Source organism: Stenotrophomonas sp. Y-13, from assembly GCF_046267925.1.
Lineage (GTDB): Bacteria > Pseudomonadota > Gammaproteobacteria > Xanthomonadales > Xanthomonadaceae > Stenotrophomonas > Stenotrophomonas acidaminiphila_A.
The window spans coordinates 423,415-446,273 of the sequence record NZ_CP176501.1 but is presented as its reverse complement, the minus strand read 5'-3'; the positions used below and the strand labels follow the sequence as shown (position 1 = coordinate 446,273).

General features: G+C 69.1%; 19 protein-coding genes. 6 read left to right on the top strand and 13 right to left on the bottom strand.

The features are described 5' to 3' along the window. The first annotated feature begins 43 nt into the window (after window positions 1-43). Entirely contained in the window at window positions 44-292 is a 249-nt protein-coding gene (locus tag ACJ7VY_RS01895) for a DUF3297 family protein (protein WP_104937898.1), read from the top strand. A gap of 45 nt (window positions 293-337) precedes the next feature. On the opposite strand, the gene ACJ7VY_RS01890 is transcribed toward ACJ7VY_RS01895, so the two are convergent. Together ACJ7VY_RS01890 and ACJ7VY_RS01885 are read right to left on the bottom strand one after the other, a co-directional pair. After that, entirely contained in the window at window positions 338-1,984 is a 1,647-nt protein-coding gene (locus ACJ7VY_RS01890; RefSeq protein ID WP_409476263.1) for a Na+/H+ antiporter, read from the bottom strand. 116 nt (window positions 1,985-2,100) lie between these two features. Next, window positions 2,101-2,898 carry a DODA-type extradiol aromatic ring-opening family dioxygenase gene (locus ACJ7VY_RS01885; RefSeq protein WP_409476262.1) on the bottom strand — a complete coding sequence of 266 codons (798 nt, stop codon included), beginning with the start codon at window positions 2,896-2,898 and terminating at the stop codon, window positions 2,101-2,103. Between the two features lie 101 nt (window positions 2,899-2,999). Here ACJ7VY_RS01885 and ACJ7VY_RS01880 point away from each other — a divergent pair, with 101 nt between their 5' ends. Then, window positions 3,000-3,908, top strand: coding sequence for a LysR family transcriptional regulator (locus tag ACJ7VY_RS01880; protein WP_409476261.1), 909 nt, complete (start codon window positions 3,000-3,002; stop codon window positions 3,906-3,908). Here ACJ7VY_RS01880 and ACJ7VY_RS01875 read toward each other — a convergent pair. Then, complete coding sequence (locus tag ACJ7VY_RS01875; RefSeq protein WP_409476260.1) at window positions 3,900-6,833, bottom strand: EAL domain-containing protein; 2,934 nt, start codon at window positions 6,831-6,833, stop codon at window positions 3,900-3,902. The genes ACJ7VY_RS01880 and ACJ7VY_RS01875 overlap by 9 nt on opposite strands. 304 nt (window positions 6,834-7,137) lie before the next feature. Between ACJ7VY_RS01875 and ACJ7VY_RS01870 the strand changes: the two genes are divergently transcribed. Beyond that, on the top strand, window positions 7,138-9,237 hold the full coding sequence (locus tag ACJ7VY_RS01870; protein ID WP_409476259.1) for a M13 family metallopeptidase: 2,100 nt from the start codon (window positions 7,138-7,140) through the stop codon (window positions 9,235-9,237). 63 nt (window positions 9,238-9,300) lie between these two features. Here the strand turns inward: ACJ7VY_RS01870 and ACJ7VY_RS01865 are convergent, their stop codons facing one another. Then, the gene (locus tag ACJ7VY_RS01865; RefSeq protein ID WP_312347873.1) at window positions 9,301-10,221 is read right to left on the bottom strand and encodes an oxygenase MpaB family protein; all 921 of its coding nucleotides are present in this window, start codon (window positions 10,219-10,221) and stop codon (window positions 9,301-9,303) included. A gap of 330 nt (window positions 10,222-10,551) precedes the next feature. Between ACJ7VY_RS01865 and ACJ7VY_RS01860 the strand changes: the two genes are divergently transcribed. Then, window positions 10,552-11,154 (top strand): hypothetical protein, encoded by a 603-nt coding sequence (locus ACJ7VY_RS01860; RefSeq protein ID WP_409476258.1) that lies wholly within the window; start codon window positions 10,552-10,554, stop codon window positions 11,152-11,154. A 36-nt stretch (window positions 11,155-11,190) separates the two neighbouring features. Here the strand turns inward: ACJ7VY_RS01860 and ACJ7VY_RS01855 are convergent, their stop codons facing one another. The 9 genes from ACJ7VY_RS01855 to ACJ7VY_RS01815 form a co-directional block, all read right to left on the bottom strand. Beyond that, a complete protein-coding gene (locus ACJ7VY_RS01855; protein WP_409476257.1) occupies window positions 11,191-11,535 on the bottom strand; it encodes a hypothetical protein in 345 nt (114 codons plus the stop codon). Window positions 11,536-11,568: 33 nt separating this feature from the next. Beyond that, window positions 11,569-12,342 (bottom strand): LytR/AlgR family response regulator transcription factor, encoded by a 774-nt coding sequence (locus tag ACJ7VY_RS01850; RefSeq protein ID WP_240212919.1) that lies wholly within the window; start codon window positions 12,340-12,342, stop codon window positions 11,569-11,571. Next, window positions 12,332-13,621 carry a sensor histidine kinase gene (locus tag ACJ7VY_RS01845; protein WP_409476256.1) on the bottom strand — a complete coding sequence of 430 codons (1,290 nt, stop codon included), beginning with the start codon at window positions 13,619-13,621 and terminating at the stop codon, window positions 12,332-12,334. Before ACJ7VY_RS01845 ends, ACJ7VY_RS01850 begins: the two co-directional genes overlap by 11 nt. A gap of 211 nt (window positions 13,622-13,832) precedes the next feature. Then, window positions 13,833-15,488 carry a M28 family metallopeptidase gene (locus tag ACJ7VY_RS01840; protein WP_275692563.1) on the bottom strand — a complete coding sequence of 552 codons (1,656 nt, stop codon included), beginning with the start codon at window positions 15,486-15,488 and terminating at the stop codon, window positions 13,833-13,835. A 343-nt stretch (window positions 15,489-15,831) separates the two neighbouring features. Next, entirely contained in the window at window positions 15,832-17,085 is a 1,254-nt protein-coding gene (locus ACJ7VY_RS01835; protein ID WP_313249816.1) for an RNA polymerase sigma factor, read from the bottom strand. A 54-nt stretch (window positions 17,086-17,139) separates the two neighbouring features. Beyond that, entirely contained in the window at window positions 17,140-17,496 is a 357-nt protein-coding gene (locus tag ACJ7VY_RS01830) for a DUF1428 domain-containing protein (protein WP_104937887.1), read from the bottom strand. A 94-nt stretch (window positions 17,497-17,590) separates the two neighbouring features. After that, window positions 17,591-17,962, bottom strand: coding sequence for a VOC family protein (locus ACJ7VY_RS01825; protein WP_409476255.1), 372 nt, complete (start codon window positions 17,960-17,962; stop codon window positions 17,591-17,593). A 2-nt stretch (window positions 17,963-17,964) separates the two neighbouring features. Next, window positions 17,965-18,402: a VOC family protein gene (locus tag ACJ7VY_RS01820; protein ID WP_161615534.1), complete on the bottom strand. Its 438-nt coding sequence runs from the start codon at window positions 18,400-18,402 to the stop codon at window positions 17,965-17,967. Between the two features lie 22 nt (window positions 18,403-18,424). Further along, the gene (locus ACJ7VY_RS01815; protein ID WP_104940085.1) at window positions 18,425-18,856 is read right to left on the bottom strand and encodes a YciI family protein; all 432 of its coding nucleotides are present in this window, start codon (window positions 18,854-18,856) and stop codon (window positions 18,425-18,427) included. A 170-nt stretch (window positions 18,857-19,026) separates the two neighbouring features. On the opposite strand from ACJ7VY_RS01815, the gene ACJ7VY_RS01810 reads away from it, so the two are divergent. Next, window positions 19,027-19,398, top strand: a complete 372-nt coding sequence (locus ACJ7VY_RS01810) for a YciI family protein (RefSeq protein ID WP_161615533.1) — start codon at window positions 19,027-19,029, stop codon at window positions 19,396-19,398. Between the two features lie 307 nt (window positions 19,399-19,705). Beyond that, the gene (locus ACJ7VY_RS01805; RefSeq protein ID WP_293760496.1) at window positions 19,706-22,723 is read left to right on the top strand and encodes a TonB-dependent receptor; all 3,018 of its coding nucleotides are present in this window, start codon (window positions 19,706-19,708) and stop codon (window positions 22,721-22,723) included. Window positions 22,724-22,859 lie beyond the last annotated feature (136 nt).

Genomic DNA, 22,859 nt, shown 5'->3' with positions numbered 1-22,859 from the left:
TGCGCATGAAGAGGGCCACGGTGGCCGTCAACGAACACAGATCATGAGCGATACCCCTCCCGACCGCCTGGCGGTGAACCCCAGCAGCCCGTTCCACGACCCGGCCGCGCTCGAACGCGGCGTCGGCGTGCGCTTCAACGGCATCGAGCGCGATGACGTGGAGGAGTACTCGGTCAGCGAAGGCTGGATCCGGGTGCAGGCCGGCAAGGCCCGCGACCGCCGCGGCAACCCGATGACGCTGAAGATCAACGGCGCGGTCGAGCCGTATTTCCTGGAATTGAACAGGAAGTAAGCCAGGCGGCGCCCCGCGCGGGCGCCGGCAATGCCGGCCGCGGGCTCAATCCCGCTGCCGGCTCTCCAGCAGGTCCAGGTTGCGGATCAGCCTGCGCGCGACCTCGTCGGGTATCTGCCCGTGCCGGGTCAGGCGGAACAGTTCCTCGCGCTCGGCGGTGAGCCCGGCCGCGCGCAGGCTGCGGTAGGCCTGCTCCATGCGCCGCACCTTCTCCGGGTCCTCGTCGGGGCCCTGCCCCTTCTCCAGGTTGCGCTGGTACAGCAGGCTGACCCGCGCCGCGGCGTCGTTGTAGAGCTGCACGTTGGTGGTGGTCTGGCCCTCGACCAGCTGCTGCCGGGCTTTCTCCACCGCGACCAGCGCGGCCTTGGACGACAGCGTGCGGGCCAGGTCCTCGACCCGCCGGCTGTCGTCGTCCCGCGGCAGTTCCAGCCCGCGCAGCAGCCGCGGCAGCAGCAGGCTCGCGCCCAGCAGCGAGACCAGGATCACCGACGCGGCCAGGAAGATCACCAGGTCGCGCGCCGGGAACGGCTCGCCGCCGGGGACCATCAGCGGCAGGGTCAGCACGCCGGCCAGGGTGATGGCGCCACGCACGCCAGCCACCGACATCGCCAGCACCACCCGCCACGAGGTCTGGTTCGCACGCGCCTCGCCACGCCAGCGCGCGCGCAGCAGGTTCCAGCGCAGCGACAGCCACACCCACACCAGGCGCAGCACCACCAGCATCGCGTTGATCGCCACCACGTAGATCGCCAGCCACCACCAGTCGCTGTGCCCGGTGACCGCCAGCGTGTCCACCGCGCGCTGCACGATACCCGGCAGCTGCTCGCCCAGCAGCACGAACATGATGCCGTTGAAGCTGAACTGCACGGTGCTCCACACCGCCGCGCGCTGCACCCGCATGCTGCCGCTGATGCGGCCGGTCAGCTCGACATAGCTCATGGTGATGCCGGCGGCGACCGCAGCGAGGATGCCCGACGCGTTGAACTCCTCGGCCAGCAGGTAGGCGGCGAACGGGATCAGCAGGTTGACCAGCAGCGCCGCGCCCGGCTCCTCGCCGAAGCTGCGCCACAGCCAGCGCTGGAAGGTGGACACGCCCAGGGTCACCGCCACGCCGATGGCCAGGCCGGCGAAGGCCACCCACAGGAAGGTCAGCGAGGCCTGCGCCAGCGAGAAGCTGCCGGTCATCACCGCGGCCACGGCGAAGCGGAAGCAGACCAGGCCGGAGGCGTCGTTGAGCAGCGATTCGCCTTCCAGGATGTGCATCAGCCGCTTGGGAATCGGCACCCGCGAGGCGATGGCCCCCACCGCAACCGGATCGGTGGGCGAGACGATGGCCGCCAGCGCGAACGCCACCGCCAGCGGCATGGCCGGGATCAGCCAGTGGATCAGCAGGCCGGCGCCGACCACGGTGAACACCACCAGCCCGAACGCCAGCTCCAGGATCGCGCCCTTGTCGCGGAACAGGCCCTGCTTGGGGATGCGCCAGCCGTCAAGGAACAGCAGCGGCGGCAGGAACAGCAGGAAGAACATGTCCGGCTCGAGCGCATGGCCGCGCTTGAACACGCCGGCGATCAAGGCGCCCAGGCCGATCTGCACCAGCGGCAACGGCAGCGAGAACGGCAGGATCCTGACCAGGTAGCCGCTGGCGACCACCGCCACCAGCATCGCCAGAACGACTTCGATCGTGTTCATGCCTCTCCACGAAGTCACCACCATGGCAGCGACGGTTGGAACAACGCGGAAAAACTATCACAGGCACGCGCCGCCGCCGATGGGGGCGGCGGGTATCCGCGCAGGAAGCGCCGGACCTATGCCGCGCCGTCGAAGCGGTAGATGTCCATCGCCAGGAAGCCCATGTCGATGCCGGCGTCGATGCGGCGCGCGCCGAGCCGGTCCGTGCCGGCCGCGCCCATGGCGAAATGCAGCGGCAGCAGGTGCTCGTCGGTGGGGTGCGCCTGTTCGGCGAACGGCGCCTGGCGGCGGTAGTCCAGCAGCGCCGGCACGTCATCGGCGTGCAGCTTCTGCTCCACCCACTGGATGAACGGACGCACGTACGGCGCCTCCCCGCCCTGCGCGTAGTGGTGCCAGTCGTGCAGGTTGTGGGTGATGCTGCCCGAGCCGACCAGCAGCACCCCGTCCGCGCGCAGCGGCGCCAGCGCGCGGCCCATCGCCCATTGGTGCGCGGGCCCCAGCGCCGACTGGATCGACAGCTGCAGCACCGGGATGTCGGCCTGCGGGTAGAGGAAGCGCAACGGCACCCAGGCGCCGTGGTCGAGCCCGCGCTGCGGATCGATCAGCGGCGACAGTCCGGCCGCGGCCAGTCGTGCCGCCACGTCCTGCGCCAGTTCCGGCGCGCCGGGCGCCGGGTACTGCAGCTGGTAGAGCGCCTCGGGAAAGCCGCCGAAATCGTGGATGGTCCGCGGCCGCTCCGCCGCCGATACCATCGGCGTGCGGCCCAGCCAGTGCGCCGAGGCCATCACGATGGCGCGCGGGCGCGGCAGCGCGGCAGCCAGCTCGGCCAGGCGCGGACCCACCGCACCGGGCTGCAGCGCGGTCATCGGCGACCCGTGCGAGATGTACAGGGACGGCAGCGATGTCGATGGCATGGGGAACTCCAAGGGGGCGATGCGATGCCACACAGGTTATTGCCGCAGCGCCCGGCAACAAATAACCTCGGCATCAACGTTTTATTGCCAAAGCGGAAACAATGGACACCATCGATGCCATGCGGGTGTTCGTCGCGGTGGTCGAGCGCAATGGTTTCAGCGCCGCCGCGCAGGCCCTGGACCTGTCCACCGCCGCCGTCACCCGGCAGGTCGCCGCGCTGGAAAAGCGCCTGTCCGCACGCCTGCTCAACCGCACCACGCGGCGGGTCAGCCCGACCAGCACCGGCGCCGCCTACTACCAGCGCTGCGTGCAGCTGCTGGCCGAGTTCGACGCGCTGGAGGCCGCGGTCGGGGCGCAGGCGCTGCAGCCCTCGGGCCGGCTGCGGATCAACGCGCCGGTCAGCTACGGCATCGCCCGCCTGGCGCCGTTGCTGCCCGGCTATGCCGAGCGCCATCCGCAGGTGGAACTGGACCTGTCGCTGTCCGACCGCCAGGTGGACATGGTCGAGGAAGGCTTCGACCTGGCGATCCGCATCACCCGCCAGCCGGCGCCTTCGCTGATCGCCCGGCGCCTGGCCGAAGCGGCCATCGTGCTGTGCGCCGCGCCGGCCTACCTGGCGCGGCATGGCACCCCGCAACACCCGGACGACCTGTCGCGGCACGCGTGCCTGGCCTACAGCTACTGGGCCGGGGGCGACAGCTGGCAACTGCAGGGGCCGCAGGGCGAGGTAAGCGTGCCGGTGGCCGCGCGCATGCGCGCCAACAACGGCGAGGTACTGCGCGAGGCCGCCATCGCCGGCATGGGCATCATCGCGCAGCCGGATTTCATCGTCGGCCAGGCCCTGGCCGACGGTCGCCTGGTGCCGGTACTGGCCGACTGGCGGCTGCCGCCGGTCGGCATCCATGCGGTCTATGCCAGCCGCAGCCACCTGGCACCGAAGGTGCGCAGTTTCATCGACTACCTGGTGGAACGGCTCGGCGCGGACGCCGGCCCCCCTGGCTCACGCTGAGTCGGGCGCCAGGGCCAGCAGCGCCAGCAGTTCGCGCAGCGGCATCGGCCGGCCCAGCAGGTAGCCCTGCACCTGGTCGCAGCCGTGCGCCACCAGCCAGTCGAGCTGGCCCTCGGTCTCCACGCCCTCGGCGATCACCACCAGCCCCATGCTGTGCCCCAGCGACAACAGCGCGCGGCAGATGGCCGCGTTGCGCGGGTTGCGCTCCACGTCGGCAACGAACGCCCGATCGATCTTCAGCGAATCCAGCGCCAGGTGCTGCAGGTAGGACATGCTGGAGAACCCGGTGCCGAAATCGTCCAGCGCCACCGCAATGCCGTTGGCGCTCAGGCTCTCCAGCACCTGCATCGCCTGCGCCGGGTTGCGCATCAGGCTGCTCTCGGTCAGCTCCATCTGCAGCGCACCCGGCGGCAGCCCGTGCTCGGCGGCGGCCTGGGTGAACTCGCCGACCAGGTCGCTGTTGAACAACTGCACCGCCGACACGTTGACCGCCACCGGCAGCCCGGCCCAGCCGTTGTCGGCCAGCGCGCGGCTGGCGCGGGCCGCGGCGCGGATCACCCAGCGGCCGAGCGCGATGATCTGCCCGGTGTCCTCGCACAACTGGATGAAATCCGACGGCGGGATGAAACTGCCATCGGGCTGCGGCCAGCGCAGCAGCGCTTCGAGCACCGCCGGCGAGCCGTCCGCGGCATGGCGGATCGGCTGGAAATACAGTTCGAACTCGTCGCGCTCGATGGCCAGGTGGATGCGCCCGGCCAGTTGCAGGCGGTCGGCATGGCACTGTGCCAAGGTATGGTCGAAACGCAGTACGACCACCCCGTTCTCGCGGGCGGCGTGCGCGGCCTGGGCGGCGCGGCCCAGCACCAGGTCGGCGCTGGTGCCATCGCCGGGGTTGCCGGCCACGCCGATGCGCGGTTCCAGCTGGTGGAAGGAATCGCGGCCGCGCACCGGTTCGGATACCGCCGCGCGCAGTGCCTCCAGCGCCTGCGCGGGATCGTGCTCCTGCGCCACCGCCAGCACGAAATCCTCCGCCGGCTGGTAGGCCAGCAGGCCATAGCGCGTGCCCAGCGTTTCCAGCCGGGCCACCATCGCCTGCAGGACCTCGTCGCCGGCTTCGCGGCCCAGGGTATCGGTCACCATCTGCAGCCCGCGCAGCTGCGCATGGACGATGGTGTAGCCGGCGCCGCTGGCGTCCAGGCGCTCGGCCAGCGCCTCGATCGTCAGCAGCCCGGTGCCGGGGTGGTGGCTGGCACGCCAGGCCAGGTCGCGTTCATAGGCCAACCGCTGACTGACATCCTCGGCCAGCACCAGGCACGCCGGGCGCCCGTCGAATTCCAGCCGCGCCATATGCGCCAGCACCTCGAACAGGCTGCCGTCGCGGCGCCGGTGCATGCGCACCCGCGGCGCCGGCGAACTGCCATCGCGCGACGCCTCCAGCGTGCGCCGGATCTCCTCCCTGGCCTCCTCCGGGCGGATGTCGAGGATGGTCATGGCCAGGAATTCCCTGCGGCTGTACCCGTACTGGTCGATCGCCGCCTGGTTGACCTCAAGGAACTGCAGGGTGTCCAGGTCGAAGATCCAGAACGGGGCGGGATTGCGGTCGAACACCAGCCGGAACTGGTGTTCGGCGCGCTGCACCCGGGCTTCGCTGCGGACCCGCTCGGTGATGTCGGTGACCGCGCCGGTCATGCGCGGGTGCGGCCCCAGCCCCTGCACGCGCTCGCCGCGCGCGGACAGCCAGCGCACCGAGCCGTCGCGCAGCACCAGGCGGAACAGCGCGTTGACCGCACGCCCGGCTTCGGTCGCCTGCTGGACCTGCTGGCGCAGCCACGGCCGGTCTTCCTCGTGCACGTGCGCGTAGAACTCCTCCAGCCGCGCCTGCCGCACCGGCAGCGCGAACATCCGCCGGGTCAGCGCCGACCAGCGCAGGGTGCCGTCCTTGCGGTCGATCGACCAGGTCCCCACCTTGCCGACCTGGTGCGCCAGCGCCAGCTCCGCCGCGCCGGCACGCAGCTCGTCGGCCAGCCGCGCCTGGCGCAGCGCGCCGCGGCGCATGCTGGCGTACAGGTACGCGAACCCGCACAGGTACAGCAGGTAGATGCCGCAGGCGACGAGGAAATACGTGCGCCACGGCGCCATGACCTCGTCGTAGGACAGGCCGGCGAACAGGATCAGCGGGTAATCGTGCGGCACGCTCACCGCGACGACGCGGCGCACGCCGTCCAGCGGACTGGTCGCCACCCCCAGCGCCTGCACCTGGTCCGACCCGGGCAGCGGCCGCAGCGGCCGCGGCAGCGGCCGCTCCACCGCCGACGGATCCAGGCTGTGCGCCAGCAGCGCGCCCTGGCGGCTGCTGATCGAGACCACGCCACTGCGACCGGTATCCAGGCCGCTGACCACGCGCTGGAACACCGCCAGCCGCACGCGCGCCAGCAGCCACTGGCCCGGCTGCACCGGCACCGCGGTCAACAGCACCATGCCACCGCCGGGCAGCGCCTCCAGCCCGCCGACATACAGCTCGCCGGCCAGCACGCGGTTCTCCGGCACCACCCATTGCGCGAGCGTCGGATCGCCGCGGCCTTCGCCCAGCGGCATGCCGGCATCGTCGACCACGGTGATCGCGGCCAGGTCGGTATTGCGTTCGAGCGTGCCGCGCACGCTGGCGGCGAGCAGCGCCGGCGCCCGCTCCGGCACCTGCCGGTAGTATTCGCGGCCGTCGCGGGCGGCGCCGCGCAGTGCGCGTTCCATCGTGGTCAGTTCCGCCCGCAGCAGGCGGTCGCTGCCGGTCGCCAGGGCCATGCTCTGGCGCTGCGCCGCCTGCAGGCGGCTGCCGCGGTCGTTCCACAACATGATCGCCAGGGTCGCCGCCAGCAACAGCGCGATCACGGCACCGAACACGACGACCTGGCGCAACGGCTGGCTCATGCCCCGGGGCACCCGCATCTTCCCTGCGTCGGCATTCGCTGTGCGTGCATGGTCTCGCTCGTTGTCCCCTGCGCCATCGGAAACCGCCGGCCGCACGCGGCCGGCCGCCTGGTTCGCGCCGCGCCGCACGCACGCAACGCGACTTCCGTCCTCCCCGGAAGTCGCTGTCGATGTCCGTTCCACAGCATGCAGTACAAACGCCCCGGACGGGAAGAGTCGGCATGCCAGAAGTACCGCAATCGGCAAGGCGCGGGTGCGGGTGCGGCACTAGACTGCGCACTCCATCCCAGATTCCGGAACCGCCATGGCCCTGCAACGTTCGATCCTCGCACTCGCTCTCGGGGCCGCGCTGTCACTGGGCGGCTGCGGCGGCGGCAAGGCCCCCACCGGCGACGCTGCCGCCACCGCCAGCCCGGTTGCCAGCGCCCGGCCGCAACTGGGCAGTTTCGGCTTCGACGTCTCGGGCATGGACCGCAGCGTGGCCGCCGGCGACAACTTCTTCGATTTCGCCAATGGCCAGTGGGTGCAGCGCACCGCGATCCCGGCCGACCGTTCCAGCTACGGCAGCTTCAACATCATCTACGAGAAGACCCTGGGCGACACCCGCGCGATCCTGGAAGATGCCACGCGCGCCAGCGACGGCGAGGCGCGCAGGATCGGCGACTACTACGCCGCGTTCATGGACGAGGCCGGCATCGAGGCGCGCGGCGTGGCACCGCTGCAGCCGCAGCTGCAGGCCATCGCCGGCATCGGCGACCGCCAGGCGCTGGCGCGGGCACTGGGCGCCAGCCTGCGCGCCGATGTCGACCTGCTCAACGCCACCCATTTCTACACCCCGCACCTGTTCGGCCTGTGGGTGTCGGTGGACCTGCTGCAGCCGGACCGCAACGTGCCCTACCTGGTGCAGGGCGGGCTGGGCATGCCCGACCGCGACTTCTACCTGCAAGGCGGCCGCATGGCCGAGCTGCGCAAGGCTTACGAGGGCTACGTCGCGCGGTTGCTGGAACTGTCCGGCGACCGCGCCGCCGCGGCCAAGGCCGCGCGCATCGTCGCGCTGGAAACGCGGATCGCGCGCGCGCACGCCACCCAGGAAGAAACCAACGACGTCGAAAAGGGCGCCAATGCCTGGAAACAGTCCGAGCTGGCGGCGAAGGCGCCGGGCCTGGACTGGGCGGCGTTCCTGGACGCGGCCGGCCTGTCGGCGCAGCAGGATTTCATCGTCTGGCAGCCGCGGGCGGTGGCCGGGTTGTCCAGGCTGGTCGCCAGCGAACCGCTGGACACATGGAAGGAATACCTCGCGTTCCGCGCCCTGGACGAGGCCGCGCCGTACCTGCCCAAGGCATTCGCCGATGCGCACTTCGCCTTCCACGGCACCGCGATGAGCGGCACCCCGCAACAGAGCGAGCGTTGGAAGCGCGCCGTCGACGAGACCAACAACGCCCTTGGCGAGGCGGTCGGCAAGCTCTACGTCGCGCGTCATTTCGATGCCGCCACCAAGGCGCGCGCCGACGAGATGGCCAGGAACATCATCGCCGCCTTCGCCAGGCGCATCGACGCGCTGCAGTGGATGTCGCCGGAGACCAAGGCGCATGCCAAGGCCAAGGTCGCCGGGCTCAAGGTGGGCATGGGCTACCCGGACAAGTGGCGCGACTACGGCGCGCTGGAAGTGAAGCGCGACGACGCGCTGGGCAACGCGCAGCGCGCGGCGCTGTTCGAGTACCGGCGCAACATCGCCAAGCTCGGCCAGCCGGTGGACCACGGCGAATGGGCGATGCTGCCGCAGACCATCAACGCGATGAACGTGCCGCTGGAGAACCGTCTGGTGTTCCCGGCCGCGATCCTGCAGCCGCCGTTCTTCGACCCCGCGGCCGACGACGCGGTGAACTACGGCGCCATCGGCGCGGTGATCGGCCATGAGATCAGCCACGGCTTCGACAACGCCGGCGCGCTGTTCGACGAGACCGGCAGGCTGCACAACTGGTGGACGGCCGAAGACCTGAAGCAGTTCAACGCCGCCGGCGACGCGCTGGCCGCGCAGTTCAGCGGTTACGCGCCGTTCCCGGGGGTGCACGTCAATGGCCGCCTGACCCTGGGCGAGAACATCGCCGACGTGGCCGGGCTGGCGACCGCGTACGACGCCTACCGCCTGGCGCGGCAGGGCAAGCCGGCGCAGGACCTGGAGGGCTTCACCCCGGACCAGCGCTTCTTCCTCGGCTTCGCCCAGGCCTGGCGCAGCAAGATGCGCGAACAGGCGCTGCGCAACTCGCTGTTGACCAACGTGCACGCGCCGGGCCAGTTCCGCGCACTGACCGTGCGCAATCTCGATGCGTGGTATCCGGCGTTCGGGGTGGAGCAAGGCCAGGCGCTGTACCTGGCCCCGGACAAGCGGGTCAAGGTCTGGTGACGGCACGGCGCCTGCGCCAGCGCGTGCGCGCGGCGATCCGCGCCTGACCCTGGTGTTCCGGGGTCACGGCGGCCAGTGCAGCAGTAGCTGCGGGTCGCGGCCCATGCGCCGGCAGGCGCGCGCGGCGATGCCGTCGCCCAGCGCGGCGCGGAACAACGGCGCCGACCCGCGCAGCAGGCGCGCGGCCAGCGCCGCGCGCAGCTGCTGGCCGCGGCGGCGCCCGAGCAGGGGCGGTGCCCAGTCGGGCAACAGCGCCGCACCCGCGGACAGGAACAGGTCGCGCGAGGCCCCCGGCAACGGCACCGGCAGGCGTACGCCCTCGAGCACCGCCAGCACCTCGCGCGAACGCGCATCCATGCGCAGCTGCGGCTGCTGCGCGGCGAAGTACGCGCGCACCTGCGCCTGGCTGGCCGGCACCGCGCGCGCGCCCAGTGCCTCGGCCACGCGCCGGTATTCGGCGTAATAGCGGTCGGCGATGGCTGCCGGCACCTGGCGGCAATAACGGCGGCAACCTTCGAGGAAACCATAGGCCTCGGTGACGTGTACCCAGGTGAGCAGTTCCGGATCGTCGGCGGCATACGCGCGGCCATCGGGCAAGGTCCCGGTGACGCCTGCATGGATGCGCCGGACCCGGTCGACCAGTGCCTGGGCCGCGGCCGCCGGCGCGTAGCTGGTGCCGGCGACGAACGCGGTGGTGCGGCGCAGCCGCCCGACCAGGTCGTGGCGGAAGTTGGAATGGTCGTAGACGCCGGCCAGCGCGCGCGGGTGCAGCAGTTGCAGCATCAGCGCGCACAGGCCGCCGGCGAGCATGCCCGGGAATTCGGAATGGATGCGCCAGGTCACGCTGTCGGGGCCGAACCAGCCCGGGTCGCCGGCCGGCGCGTCGTAATCGATGCCGCTGGGTTCGCGCGGGAAGGCGTCGAGCACCCAGCGCCGGATCTGCGCGGTGACCACCGAGGACACGGGCGTGGACAGGAGCGACATGCGCCACATCGTAGTGGAACGGCCGCGCACGCCGGCGGCGGCGGCCACGGCGCGACGGCCGGCCCGGCCGGGCAATGGCCGCATCCGGCCCCCTCGCGCCGCATGTGCGTCCGCAGCATGCCGCTGCCCTTTCGATTTTCGATTCCGCCACTTGCACGATGACGCACCGCAAAACTCCAGGGCCGGGCGTGCGCCGGTCCGCGGCCGCGCGGCGGCGTCATCGCATCGTGCCCATTGCCAAGCGGCGCGAAAGTGCTAGAACTGGAGCCGCCAGATCGTTCCACGCCGTATCCGTCGCTCGTTCCAGCCAGTATCTGCAAGGAGCTCCACATGATCGCGTTGTTCAAGGGTTTGGGTTTGTTGCTGCAGGACAATGAGCTGTACCGCAGTCCGTTCGAGAAACAGGTCGAACACTGGAAGAACCTCAGCGACGAACAGATACGCGGCGAGGTGTCGGTGCTGGCCAAGGCCAAGTGCCAGTGGCTGATGGCGTCCATCGTGCTCTGGCAGGCGTCCTCGCTGTTGATCCTGGGGCTGATCACCAACTACCTGTGGCGCGATGATTTCCATATCACCTTCACCCGCGTGGTGATCGTGTTCGGCTCGTGGGTGTCGATCCTGTTCGTGATCTGGTTCATGGCCAACATGTTCGACGACACCGCCGGCTTCGAGCGCTGGATGAAGGCGTTCAACAGCCGCGCCCGCATCAGTTCCGACGCCGACAGCGTGGAAACCGTGGCCGAAGCGCTGGAGATGGCCCAGCACTACCCCGAAGTGCTCGACTACAAGCAGGCGGTGGCGTCCCGCCGCGAACTGCGCCACGAGGACATCCGCATCATGCGCGAGCTGGGCCGCATGCGGCAGCACTCCGAACTGGTCGGCAAGCTCAACCACATCGGCGACGACGGGCTGCGCCTGCAACCGGCGTTCTGATCCCGCTGCCGCTGCCTCGCTCCCGCAACGCCGCGCTCAGTCGCGGCGTTGCGCGTTGTGGGCCCGCACCTGCTGGCCGAAGCCATGCGGCAGGCCCTGCACGTCGCGCACCCCGCCCACCACCAGGCTGAAATCGCCCAGCGCCTGCCGCTGGCACAGCTCCCCGCCCGCCTGGTCGCGGCAGTGCTCGCGGTAGAGCCGGTAGAAGCAGTTGCCGCTCTGGCTCTGCAGGCACTGGAAGCGGGCATGGTCGCCGGACACCGTGGTGCGGCTGAGCACGGCCTGCTCGCCGCTGATGCGGACGATCGAGGTCTGGCCCTGGGGTTCGCGGTAGCCCAGCATCGCCAGCAGGCTGCCGAGCAGGAACGTCAGGTACTGCATGGCACTTCTCCTTGTACGGGCCGCGGACGGGGCTTACATGCCGCGGAACAGGCTCATGAACGGTTGGCTGACCACCAGCGTCTCGCTGCGCGCCTTCAGCCGCAGCACGCCACGGCCGCTGTCGTCGCGGCTCACTGCCGCGACCGCTTTCATGTTGACGATGGTGGAGCGGTGCACCTGGCGGAAGCACTGCGGGTCCAGCACCTGTGCCAGCTCGCGCAGCGAGCTGCGCAGCAGCAGTTCCTCGTCGGCGGTCACGACCGCGGTGTACTTGCTGTCGGCGCGGAAATACAGCACGTCCTCCAGCAGCACCAGCCGCGTCTCGCGGCCGTTGCTGGCGGTGATCCATGCCGGCGGCGGCGCGCTGGTCCTGGCGGCCGGCTGCCGCGCCAGCTGTTCCAGCAACTGGTCCAGCAGGCGCCGGTCCGGCGCACCGGCCTGCAGCCGCGCGAGCACCCGCTGGCGCGTGGCCAGCAGGCGTTCGTCGGCCACCGGCTTGAGCAGGTAATCGACCGCGCCGCGCTCGAAGGCATCGATCGCGTACTGGTCGTAGGCGGTGATGAACACCACCTGGGTGCGGGGGCTGAGCGTTTCCAGCGCGCGGGCGACGTCGATGCCGGTGACGCCGGGCATGCGGATGTCCAGGAACGCCAGGTCCGGCCGCAGCGTTTCCAGCACCTCCAGCGCGGCGGCGCCATCCTCGCATTCGGCGGCGACGCGCAGTTCCGGCCACAGCCGCTGCAGCTGCGCCACCAGCGCCTGGCGCAGCAGCGGCTCGTCCTCGGCGACCAGGGCATCAAGTTGCATGGGGCAGCTCCGGTACCTGGATGGTGGCGGCCGCCGCGGCCTGTGCCGTGGTCGGCCTGCGCGGCAGGGTGATCGTGGCCGCCGCGCCACTGGGGAAGTTGGAGACCAGGGCGAAGCCGGCCTGCGCCCCGCAGCCCAGCCGCAGCCGCTCGCGCAGGTTCTTCAGGCCGATGCCGGTGCCGCCGCCGCTGCTGCCACCGACGCCCTGGCCGTCGTCGGCCACGGTGAGGTGGACCTGGCCATCGGCCTCGCGCGCCAGCACCCAGATCGTGCCGCCACCGGGCTTGGGTTCCAGCCCGTGCTTGATCGCGTTCTCCACCAGCGTCTGCAGCGCCATCGACGGCAGCACCACGTCCTGCAGCGCTTCGGGCACGTCGATCCGCACCGCCAGCCGCGCGCCCATGCGGATGCGCAGGATTTCCAGGTAGGCCTGCACCCGCTCCAGCTCCTGCCCCAGGGTCGACAGCGACTGGTCGATCCCCGGCAGCGAGCTGCGCAGGTACTGGATCAGGTGGCCGAGCATGCGTTCGGCGCGTTCGGGATCGGTGCGGGTCAGCACCTGCGCGTTGGCCAGGGTGTTGTAGAGGAAGTGCGGTTCGACCTGCGCATGCAGCAGGTTCAACCGCGCCACGCTCAGTTCCTTCTCCGCCTCGGTGCGCTCGGCCATCTCGCGTTCGTCGCGGCGCAGCTCGGCCACGCGCCGGCGCATCGCGCGGCTGACCGCCTCGGCGTTCTCGCGGTTGCTGCCCTCGTCCGGTATCAGCAGGTCGGCCCAGGCGCCGGCCTCGGGCTCGAACAGCAGGGAGACGCTGCTGGTGCCCTGGCCGGGCGTCACCGTCGCCGACACCTGGTTGCGCTTGATCGCCAGCCACGACCGCGGGTTCCAGCGCGAGGGCGGGCTCATGTTGTAGGGGTCCACGCGCACGAGCTTGGCGCGCAGCTGCAGGCTGCCGGGCGAGCTTTCGATATCGGTGACGCGCGGCAGCCCCGCGATCACCGACTCGACCAGCGCGAACGCCTGCCCGGCATCGAACGGCAGTTCGATCTGGCGCCGCTGGCGGCTGGACAGGCTGTCGTGGTCCAGGCGGCCCGCCGTCAGCTTGACCCGGTGCAGATGGCTGGCGGCACTGATCGCCGCCATCGCCAGCACGCCGATCACCAGCAACGCGAATATCGCGCCGGGGTCGCCGAAGACCTGCGCCCATATGATGCCCAGCACGATCAACGCCAGCGCCCAGGCCACGAGGATGCGGAAGCAGAACCAAAGGCTGGCGATCATGGCGGCGGTGTTCCCGGCTGGACAGTGGTGGCGAGCATAGGCGCTGGGCCGCCATGCACAAGCGCCCTGCGACGAAGACGGGAATCGGGGGAACGAACACGGGTGCCGGCGGCTGGAACCGGCGGGCGGAAACGCGGACGCCGCCCGTTGCGGGGCGGCGTCCGGGCACAGGCGGCGTCCATCCGGGCCGGATGGGCGCCGCCGGGCGGGTTCAGCGGCGCTCGTCGGCGCTGGCGTCGCGGACCGCGCGGAACGGTTCGCCGGCGCTCCAGTTCGGCCAGGCACGCGAATTGGCCAGCTGCTCGCCGAGCGTGTAGACCACTTCCAGGTCGCGCGCGGCGCCGGCGAAGGTCCAGTCCGGCTGCCATTCGTCGCCCTGCTGGTGGTAGCGCCTGGCGGTGTAGTCGTCCGAGGCCTTCTTGCCCGCCGCCACGCCGCCGTCGATCCAGTCCTGCCCGGCCGAGTACGACAGCGCCGGCACGCCGCGCTTGGCGAACGGGAAGTGGTCGGAGCGGAAGAACAGGCCGGCTTCCGGCTTCGGGTCCGGGGTGTAGCGGATGTCCCAGCCCTTGGCCACGTCCTTGAGCTGGTCCAGCAGTTCGAAGCGCGCCGAGCCGTAGATGCCGAAGTCGCGCGACGGGCCGAACGGCGCCATGCCGTCCATGTTGATCAGCGCGACGGTCTTGCCCAGCGGGTACAGCGGGTGGCTGGCGTAGTACTCCGACCCCAGCAGGCCCTTTTCCTCGGCGGTCACCGCCAGGAACACCACCGAGCGCTGCGGGCGCGGCGCCTTGGCGAAGCCGCGGGCCAGCTCCAGCAGTGCCGCGGTGCCGCTGGCGTTGTCCAGCGCGCCGTTGAAGATGCGGTCGCCGCGCGCGTCCGGCTCACCGACGCCGATGTGGTCCCAGTGCGCCGAATAGAGCACGGTCTCGTCCGGGTGGCTGCTGCCTTCCAGGCGCGCGACCACGTTGTGCGAGGTGATGACCTCGGTCTTGACCGCGTAGTCGGCCGAGAACGCCTCGCCCTTCAGTTCCACCGGGCGGAAATCGCGCGACTGCGCCTGCTTCTTGAGCGCCTCGAAATCCAGGCCGGCGCGCTTGAACAGGTCCACGGCCAGGTCGCGCTGGATCCAGCCTTCCAGCGGCGGATGGGCCGCGGCCGGATCGTCGCGCACCACGTCGAACATGGTGTTGGTGTTGGAACCGGCCACCGTCGCCCAGCCATAGGACGCCGGCGCGGTCTCGTGCACGATCAGCACGCCCGCGGCGCCCTGGCGCGCGCCTTCCTCGTACTTGTAGGTCCAGCGGCCGTAGTAGGTCATGCCCTTGCCGTCGAAGTCGCCGACGCCGGTCTCGAAGTCCGGGTCGTTGATCAGCACCACCGCGATCTTGCCCTTCAGGTCCACGCCCTTGAAATCGTCCCAGTTGCGCTCAGGCGCCTTGACCCCGTAGCCGACGAACACCAGCGGCGCGTCCTTGATCGCGACCGCGCTGGCGCCGTTCATCGCCGCGCGCACCGCGATCTCGCGGCCCTGGGTCAGCGCCTGCGAGGTGCCCTTGCTGGACAGCGACAGCCGCGGCGTGCCGACGATATCGCCCTTGAGCAGCGGCACCGCCTGGGTCCACAGGCGCTTGCCGTCCTGCAGGTCGCCGCCGGGCTGCAGTCCCGCCTCGGCGAACTGGCGGCTCAGGTAGGCGATGGTCTTCGCCTCGCCGGCGGTGGCCGGGGAGCGGCCCTCATAGGCGTCGGAGGCCAGTTCCTTCACATCGGCGGAAATCCGCGCGCCGTCGAACTTCGGCGGCGCGGCCATCAATGCGCTGGATACCGACATTGCCAGCAGGCTGATCACGATTCGCTTCACATCCATCTCCAATGGGTCGAACAACCACCGCAGTGTAGCCAGCACCACGACGGCGCGGGCAGTGCCGGAACGCATGGGGTCCGTAGATGCGGGGCTTGCCCCGCATGCGGCGGTGACAATCACGCGATGGCGCGCCTGCCCGTAGATGCGGGGCTCGCCCCGCATGCGGCGGTGAGCATCACGCGACGGCGGCCGGACCGTAGATGCGGGGCTTGCCCCGCATGGGACGTTGAGCATCATGCGATGGCGCGCCGGATCGCGTAGATGCGGGGCTCGCCCCGCATGAGGCCTTCCCGGCGAAGCCCGTGTCGGGCGAGCCCGGCTACGGACGGGGTGCTGGCACGCGCGGCTACAGGTTCGCCGCGCGTGCCCGCAGCGCCGCGCGTTCGCGGGCGTTGCCGCTCAGGTCGGCGGCGCGCTCGAACGCGGTGCGGGCCTCGTCGCGCCGGCCCAGGTGTTCGAGCAGATCGCCGCGCACCGCCTGCAGCGGCGCATAGTCCGCCAGCCGGCGGTCCTGCTGCAGGGCCTCGAGCAGCGGCCAGGCGGCCTGCGCGCCCTGCGCGCGCGCCACCGCCACCGTGCGGTTGAGTTCGACCACCGGCGACGGCATGACCGCCGCCAGGCGCCCATACAACGCCGCGATGCGCGCCCAGTCGGTCTGGTCGGCGCGGCGCGCCCGCGCATGGCAGCCGGCGATGGCCGCCTGCAGCACATAGGCGTCCGCCTCGCCGCCCAGTGCCTGCGCCTGCTCTAGCAGGGCCAGGCCGCGGCCGATCTGCAGCCAGTCCCAGCGGCCGCGGTCCTGCTCCATCAACAGCACCGCCGCGCCGTCGGCATCGGTGCGCGCATTCATCCGCGACGCCTGCAGTTCCATCAGCGCCAGCAGCCCCAGCACCGCTGCCGAGCCGGACATCAGCCCGGCCAGCACCCGGCCCAGGCGCAGCGCCTCGCCGCACAGTGCCGGGCGCATCCAGTCCTCGCCCTGGCTGGCGGCATAGCCCTCGTTGAAGACCAGGTAGAGCACCTCCAGCACCGAACGCAGGCGTCGCGGCAACGCCTGCCGCCGCGGCACCTCGAAGGCGATGCCGCGTTCGGCCAGGGTGCGCTTGGCGCGGACGATGCGCTGGGCGACGGTCGGCTCCGGCAGCAGGAACGCGCGCGCGATCTCGGCCGTGCTCAGGCCACACAGCAGGCGCAGGGTCAGCGCCACCCGGGCGTCGGCCGGCAGCACCGGGTGGCAGGCGACGAACAGCAGCCGCAGCAGGTCGTCACCGATGTCGTCTTCCACTTCGCGCTCGTGGTCACGCACGACGCTCCCCTGGTGGTCCGGCTCATGCGCCATCGCCTCGTGCTTGCCGGCCTGCAGGCGACGCTGGCGCAGCAGGTCGATCGCCCGCCGCTGGGCGGTGGTCATCAGCCACGCGGCGGGGTTGTCGGGCACGCCCTGCCGCGGCCAGTGCTCGAGCGCGGCGACCAGCGCGTCCTGGGCCAGCTCCTCGGCGCTGTCCAGGTCGCCCAGCATCCGCGCCAGGCGCGCGATCAGGCGCGGCGACTCCATGCGCCACACCGTGTCGAGCCTGCGCTGTATCTCGCGGGTATCCATCCGCCCGCGATCACACCATCGCGCCACGGTGCGCGCAAGCGCGCGCGCCGTGGGTCACGCCTCGACGAAGGCCTTGAACCCGCCCCAGAACATGCGTTTGCCGTCGAACGGCACGCTCTTGGCATCCATGCCGGCCAGGCGCGGATCGGCCATGGCCCGGGCGTTGACCCGGTCGCGGTGCGCGCGCGAGCGGTAGACGATGTAGGCGAACACCACCACCTCGTCCGGCTTGAGCTTGACCGCCTGCGGGAACGAGGTGTGCCTGCCCGGCTTGACGTCGTCGGCGACCGCTTCCACGTAGGCCAGCGCACCATGTTCCTTCCACACCTTGGCACCCAGGCGCGCCATGCGCCGGTACTCGGCCAGCCGCGCCTGCGGCACCGGTAAAACGAAACCATCCACGTAGCTCATCGTCCTCTCCTCGCTGCAGCAGGTACGGAAGCGGCCGCGCCGGGGCCCGGCCGCCGCTGGATCAGCCCGGCGCGCCGTCCATGTACGCGATCTCTCAGAGGTGACCGTCCAGGTCCTGGAAGCCGCGCTGGTACATGAAGCCATAGTCGCGTGCCGGCATCGGTTCGCTTGCGCCCGCGGCCAGCGCCTTGTCGACCAGCGTATCCACCGCCGCGCGGCTGGGTGCCGACAGGCAGGTGATGACTTCGGTGTGGGTGCGCGCGTCGCACAGCGGCCGGGGCGTGAAGCCCTGGAAGAACGGCTCCACCAGCAGCATCACGAAGATGCTGTCGCTGATGACCATGCAGGCCGCGTCCTGGTTGGTGAACTGCGGGTTGAAGGTGTAGCCGAGCGCGGCGAAGAACGTCCGGGACGCCTCCAGATCGCGCACCGGCAGGTTGACGAAGATCATCTGCGGCGGGGCCATCGTCAGTGTGCCCCGTCCATCGGCTTCATGCAGTTGACCATCCACGGCTTGCCGTAGCGGTCCACCAGCATGCCCCAGCGTTTGGCCCAGAAGGTCTCGGCCAGCGGCATCTGCACCTGGCCGCCTTCGGCCAGCGCCGCGAACACGCGCTCGGCTTCCTCCACGCTGTCCACGTCGACGTTGATGGTGGTGGCGCACGGCCCTTGGGCAGGCGGGCCGTCGGCGGCCATCAGGATCGCGCCGCCCGCCTCCACCTGGCAGTGCGCGACGTGGTCCGGCTGCGGGGTGTACCCGCCGCAGGCCTCACCGTCCATGTCGGGGCCGGGCGGCATGTCGGCGTATTTCATCTCCGACACCACCTTGCCGCCCAGTGCCCGGGCGTAAAAGGCCATGGCGTCGTGGGTGTCGCCATTGAAGCCCAGGAAAGGAATCAGTTTCATCGCATGTCTCCTTGCGGTCGGATCAGTCGTTGCGTTCGATGCGCTCGCGCAGACGTTGCTCCTGCGCGCGCAGTTCCGGGGTGAAGGCCTCGCCGAAGTCCTCGGCCTCGAACAACGGGCGGATCTCCACTTCCACCGGCGCGGTGCCGTCGGCGTCGAACGGGGCGCGGCTGAGCCACTCCACGGCCTCGTCCAGGGAACGGACCTGCCACAGCCAGAAGCCGGCGATCAGCTCCCGGGTCTCGGCGAACGGGCCGTCGATGACCTGCCGCCGGGCGCCATCGAAGCGCACCCGCGCGCCGCGCCGACTCGGGTGCAGGCCTTCGCCGGCCAGCATGATGCCGGCCTCCACCAATCGCTCGTTGTAGGCGCCCATCGCCGCCAGCTCGGCCTCGGTCGGCATCACCCCGGCCTCGGTCTCGGCCGTCGCCTTCACGATCACCATTACTTTCATGTCCATGCCCTTCCGGTTGCGGACCGGATGATCCGCTTCACATCCGGTACGACGAACCAGCGCCGACGGAATCGACAACACCGGCGATGCTTTTCATGAACACGTTCATGGTTGCGGCGCAACCGCCACCCTGCGCCATCATGGCCCTCTGCTCCCGACAGGACCCGGCCATGAAATTCCTGCTGTTGATCCATATCGACCCGGCGCTGCTGGAGGCGCTGCCGCAACCTGCCTACGACGCGCAGATGCGCGAATGCCTGCGCCATGCCGACGCACTGCAGGCACAGGGCACCGTGCTGATGTCGCAGAAGCTGCAGCCGCCGGCGACCGCGCGGACCCTGCGCATCCGCGACGGCCAGCCGCGGATCACCGACGGCCCGTTCGCCGAAACCCGGGAAATCCTCGCCGGGTTCAACCTGATCGAAGCCGCCGACGCGGAGGAGGCCATGCGCATCGCCGCGCAGTTCCCGTGGGCGGCCTACGGCAGCATCGAAGTACGCGCGGTGGATGACCTGCAGGCCGAGCGGATGCGGCTGGGGTGAGCGCACTGGCCGCTGGCCACCTCCGGGCCGGGCGTCCGCACCCTGCCCGGCCCGGCAAGTACCGTGCCAACACTGGTCAAGACACTTTCAGAAGAAAGCAAACGCACAATAAACAGTGAGAAAAGTCACAATACCGAAGATGGGTTTACTTGTAACTAATTGAAAAACAAAAGGAAAAAAAATTCGCCCGGAAAAATCAGTCATAAATCGTTAACTTTCCGACAGTGGGGAGTTATGGTCGGCTCACTTGGCATTCGACTTCTGTTCATCTTCTAGTTTCCGCCAAGGACTTCCACTGGAGAGAGAAATGGTCAAACGCAAGACGATCCAACGCGCCGCGTTGAGCGCGGCCTTGAGCCTTTGCATCGCCGGCGGCGCCTACGCCCAATCCAATGCTTCAGGCTCGATCTTTGGTGCCGGCGGCCAGCCGGGCGCTACCGTCACCATCCGCAATGTCGAAACCGGGCTGACGCGCGAGATCCGTGTAGACAACAACGGTCGCTACAGCGCCTCGGCCTTGCCTGTCGGCAAGTACGAGGTGATCCTGAAAAAGGACGGCGAAGTTGTAGCCTCCAAGTCAGATGTGCTGGTGCAACTGGGCGCGGGTAGTGAGGTTTCCTTTGCCGCGGCTGGCGGCAGCGCCACGGACATGGATCGCATCGAAGTGCGTGCCAGCGCCATGTCGCCAATCGACGTCTCTGCAACCGACAGCCGCCAGGTGTTCACCGCCGAGCAGATATCGAAGATGTCTATCGGCCGCAACATCAACGCCTTGGCCATGCTCGCGCCAGGCGTCGTCGCCGCTGACTCACGCTACGGTAACGTTTCCTCGTTCAGCGGTTCGGCAGCATCGGAGAATGCCTTCTACATCAACGGCTACGCTGTCACCAACCCGCTTACCAACCTCGGCTCCACCACTTTGCCCTTCGACGCCATCGGCCAGTACCAGGTCATCACCGGCGGCTATGGCTCGGAGTTCGGCCGCGCAACGGGCGGCGTGGTCAACATAATCACCAAGAGCGGTACCAATGATTTCAAGGCCGGCGCCCAACTGGTCTGGACTCCGAAGGATTTCCGCGCGCACTCGCGCAACATCTACTACCCCAGTACGGGCAAGCTCCCCAATACCGACGGCCTGATCTATCAGCACCTGAGCGATCAGACCACCGACTCTCTGACCTACGGCGCGTACGCGAGCGGCCCGATCATCAAGGACCGGCTGTTCTTCTATGCCGGCGCGGAATTTGAGGACCAGGACAGGACCACGGTCTCCACCCGATCCAATACCGGAACCGGCTATCAGAAGCGCAACTACGAGGTTCCCCGCTGGCTGGCGAAACTGGATTGGTACATCAACGACAACCACCTGCTTGAGTTCACCGGTATCTCCGATGTGACCAAGCAGACGATGAGTGCCTACGCCTACAACTACACCGGGTCGAATGTATTCAACCCCGGGAACGTCAAGAACAGTGGTTACTACTACGAAGACGGCGGCGAGCTGTACATCGGGAAGTACACCGGCTACCTGACCGACAGCCTGACCCTGACCGCACTGTACGGCGAACAGGAACAGGACCATATCGCCAAGCCGTGGGGTTACGACCCGAGCGTGGTGTATGTCAGCGACTCCCGCAACGTATCCAACCCGGTCCGCTTTGGTGCATTCGACCAGCTCAGCTTCCCGGATGCCTACGACAAGACCGACGGCTATCGCATCGATCTGGAATGGCGTTTGGGCAATCACACCCTGCGTGGTGGCTATGACGTGCAGAACTCCGAATCACGCGCGGGCGAAGTGACGTCGGGGCCGGGGTACCGCTGGATCTACAACTCGGTAGGCGCGGCCAATGCCAACGAAACGATCCCCGGCAGCGGTGGCGCCCGTGGCCCCGGTGGCAACGGCGACTACGTGGTCAAGTACGTCTATGCCAACGGCGGTACCTTCAAGGTCGAGCAGAAGGCCTTCTATCTGGAAGACCGCTGGCAGGTCACCGACAACTGGCTGTTGTCACTGGGCCTGCGCAATGAGAGCTTCCAGAACTTCAATGCCGATGGCATCGTCTATGTGGAGCAGAAGAATCAGTGGGCTCCCCGCATCGGCGCCACCTGGGATGTCTTCGGCGACTCGTCCTTGAAGGTCTTCGCCAATGCCGGCCGCTACCACCTGGCGATGCCGAACAATGTCGCGCTGCGCGGTGCCGCCGGTTCGACGTATACGATGGAGTACTTCTCCTTCACCGGTATCGATCCCAATACCGGCGCCCCCCTGGGCACCACGGCCCTGGGCAACGGCCCGTTCTCCTCCAACAACGAGTATGGGCAAGCACCGGATCCGGCCTCGGTTGCAGCCAAGGGGCTGAAATCCCACTACCAGGATGAGTTCGTTCTTGGCTTCGAGAAGCAACTGGGCGAATCACTCACCTTCGGTGCGCGTTACATGTTCCGGGACCTCAAGAGCGCAATCGATGACATGTGCGATTGGCGCCCGGCCTACTACTGGGCCATCGAGAACGGCTACTCCGAAAGCGTCGCCGAGGCGCTGGGCGATGGCCTGGGTGGCTGCCGCCTGTTCAACCCCGGGGTAGGCAATACGTTCCAACTGGATGACGGCACCGGCAATCTGATCACCGTGCCCCTGTCGGCCCAGCAGCTCGGATTCCCGAAGCTCAAGCGCCGTTACCAGGGTATCGGGCTGTTCCTGGAGCATTCCTTCGACGGCAAGTTCTACGGCAAGATCGACTACACCTGGTCGCACAACTACGGCAATGCCGAGGGCCAGCTGAAGTCCGACGTGGCACAGGGCGATGTGTCGCAGACGATGGACTGGGACCACCCGGAGATGATGTTCCATGCGAACGGCAACTTGCCCAACGACCGTCGCCACTACCTCAAGTCCTTCGGCTACTACCAGCTCAACGATGAGTGGCGCTTCTCCAGCACCTTCACCTTGATGTCCGGTCGCCCGAAGAACTGCACTGGCATCTACGCCGGTCCGGATCCGGATGGCGAGTTCAGCGAAACCGTTGAGTATTCGGGTCCCTATTACCGCTACTGCAATGGCAAGGTCATGCCGCGCGGCTCGGCCGGTACCACGCCGTGGGTGGGACGTCTGGACATGGGTGTGGCCTACCGTCCGTCGTTCCTGAACAACAAGCTGGAACTGTCGCTTGATGTGTTCAACGTGACCAACTCCCAGACGGCACAGAACTACATCGAGTACGGCGAAATCGGCTCTGTCGGCAACCCATACCATTCGACCAACCGCGTGATCAGCTATTCAACGCCGCGCTATATGCGGCTTGGCCTCCGCTACGATTTCTGATTGCCATCTTCTCCAAGTGCAGTACTTGAACCCGGCCACGTGCCGGGTTCTTTTATGCCCCGGATCTATGTGCAACCCTCAGCGTCCTGCATTGCTGCGAGGCTCGACATACGAAGTTCATGCCATAAGGCCTGGA

Bases quoted from the DNA above. Each gene is read 5' to 3' on its own strand.
- ACJ7VY_RS01810 (WP_161615533.1), top strand. From the start codon at position 19,027: ATGAAATTCCTGCTGTTGATCCATATCGACCCGGCGCTGCTGGAGGCG.
- ACJ7VY_RS01885 (WP_409476262.1), bottom strand. From the start codon at position 2,898: ATGCCATCGACATCGCTGCCGTCCCTGTACATCTCGCACGGGTCGCCG.
- ACJ7VY_RS01805 (WP_293760496.1), top strand. From the start codon at position 19,706: ATGGTCAAACGCAAGACGATCCAACGCGCCGCGTTGAGCGCGGCCTTG.
- ACJ7VY_RS01845 (WP_409476256.1), bottom strand. From the start codon at position 13,621: ATGATCGCCAGCCTTTGGTTCTGCTTCCGCATCCTCGTGGCCTGGGCG.
- ACJ7VY_RS01855 (WP_409476257.1), bottom strand. From the start codon at position 11,535: ATGCAGTACCTGACGTTCCTGCTCGGCAGCCTGCTGGCGATGCTGGGC.
- ACJ7VY_RS01815 (WP_104940085.1), bottom strand. From the start codon at position 18,856: ATGAAAGTAATGGTGATCGTGAAGGCGACGGCCGAGACCGAGGCCGGG.
- ACJ7VY_RS01850 (WP_240212919.1), bottom strand. From the start codon at position 12,342: ATGCAACTTGATGCCCTGGTCGCCGAGGACGAGCCGCTGCTGCGCCAG.
- ACJ7VY_RS01890 (WP_409476263.1), bottom strand. From the start codon at position 1,984: ATGAACACGATCGAAGTCGTTCTGGCGATGCTGGTGGCGGTGGTCGCC.
- ACJ7VY_RS01820 (WP_161615534.1), bottom strand. From the start codon at position 18,402: ATGAAACTGATTCCTTTCCTGGGCTTCAATGGCGACACCCACGACGCC.
- ACJ7VY_RS01860 (WP_409476258.1), top strand. From the start codon at position 10,552: ATGATCGCGTTGTTCAAGGGTTTGGGTTTGTTGCTGCAGGACAATGAG.
- ACJ7VY_RS01870 (WP_409476259.1), top strand. From the start codon at position 7,138: ATGGCCCTGCAACGTTCGATCCTCGCACTCGCTCTCGGGGCCGCGCTG.
- ACJ7VY_RS01825 (WP_409476255.1), bottom strand. From the start codon at position 17,962: ATGGCCCCGCCGCAGATGATCTTCGTCAACCTGCCGGTGCGCGATCTG.
- ACJ7VY_RS01865 (WP_312347873.1), bottom strand. From the start codon at position 10,221: ATGTCGCTCCTGTCCACGCCCGTGTCCTCGGTGGTCACCGCGCAGATC.
- ACJ7VY_RS01840 (WP_275692563.1), bottom strand. From the start codon at position 15,488: ATGGATGTGAAGCGAATCGTGATCAGCCTGCTGGCAATGTCGGTATCC.
- ACJ7VY_RS01880 (WP_409476261.1), top strand. From the start codon at position 3,000: ATGGACACCATCGATGCCATGCGGGTGTTCGTCGCGGTGGTCGAGCGC.
- ACJ7VY_RS01830 (WP_104937887.1), bottom strand. From the start codon at position 17,496: ATGAGCTACGTGGATGGTTTCGTTTTACCGGTGCCGCAGGCGCGGCTG.
- ACJ7VY_RS01875 (WP_409476260.1), bottom strand. From the start codon at position 6,833: ATGAGCCAGCCGTTGCGCCAGGTCGTCGTGTTCGGTGCCGTGATCGCG.
- ACJ7VY_RS01895 (WP_104937898.1), top strand. From the start codon at position 44: ATGAGCGATACCCCTCCCGACCGCCTGGCGGTGAACCCCAGCAGCCCG.
- ACJ7VY_RS01835 (WP_313249816.1), bottom strand. From the start codon at position 17,085: ATGGATACCCGCGAGATACAGCGCAGGCTCGACACGGTGTGGCGCATG.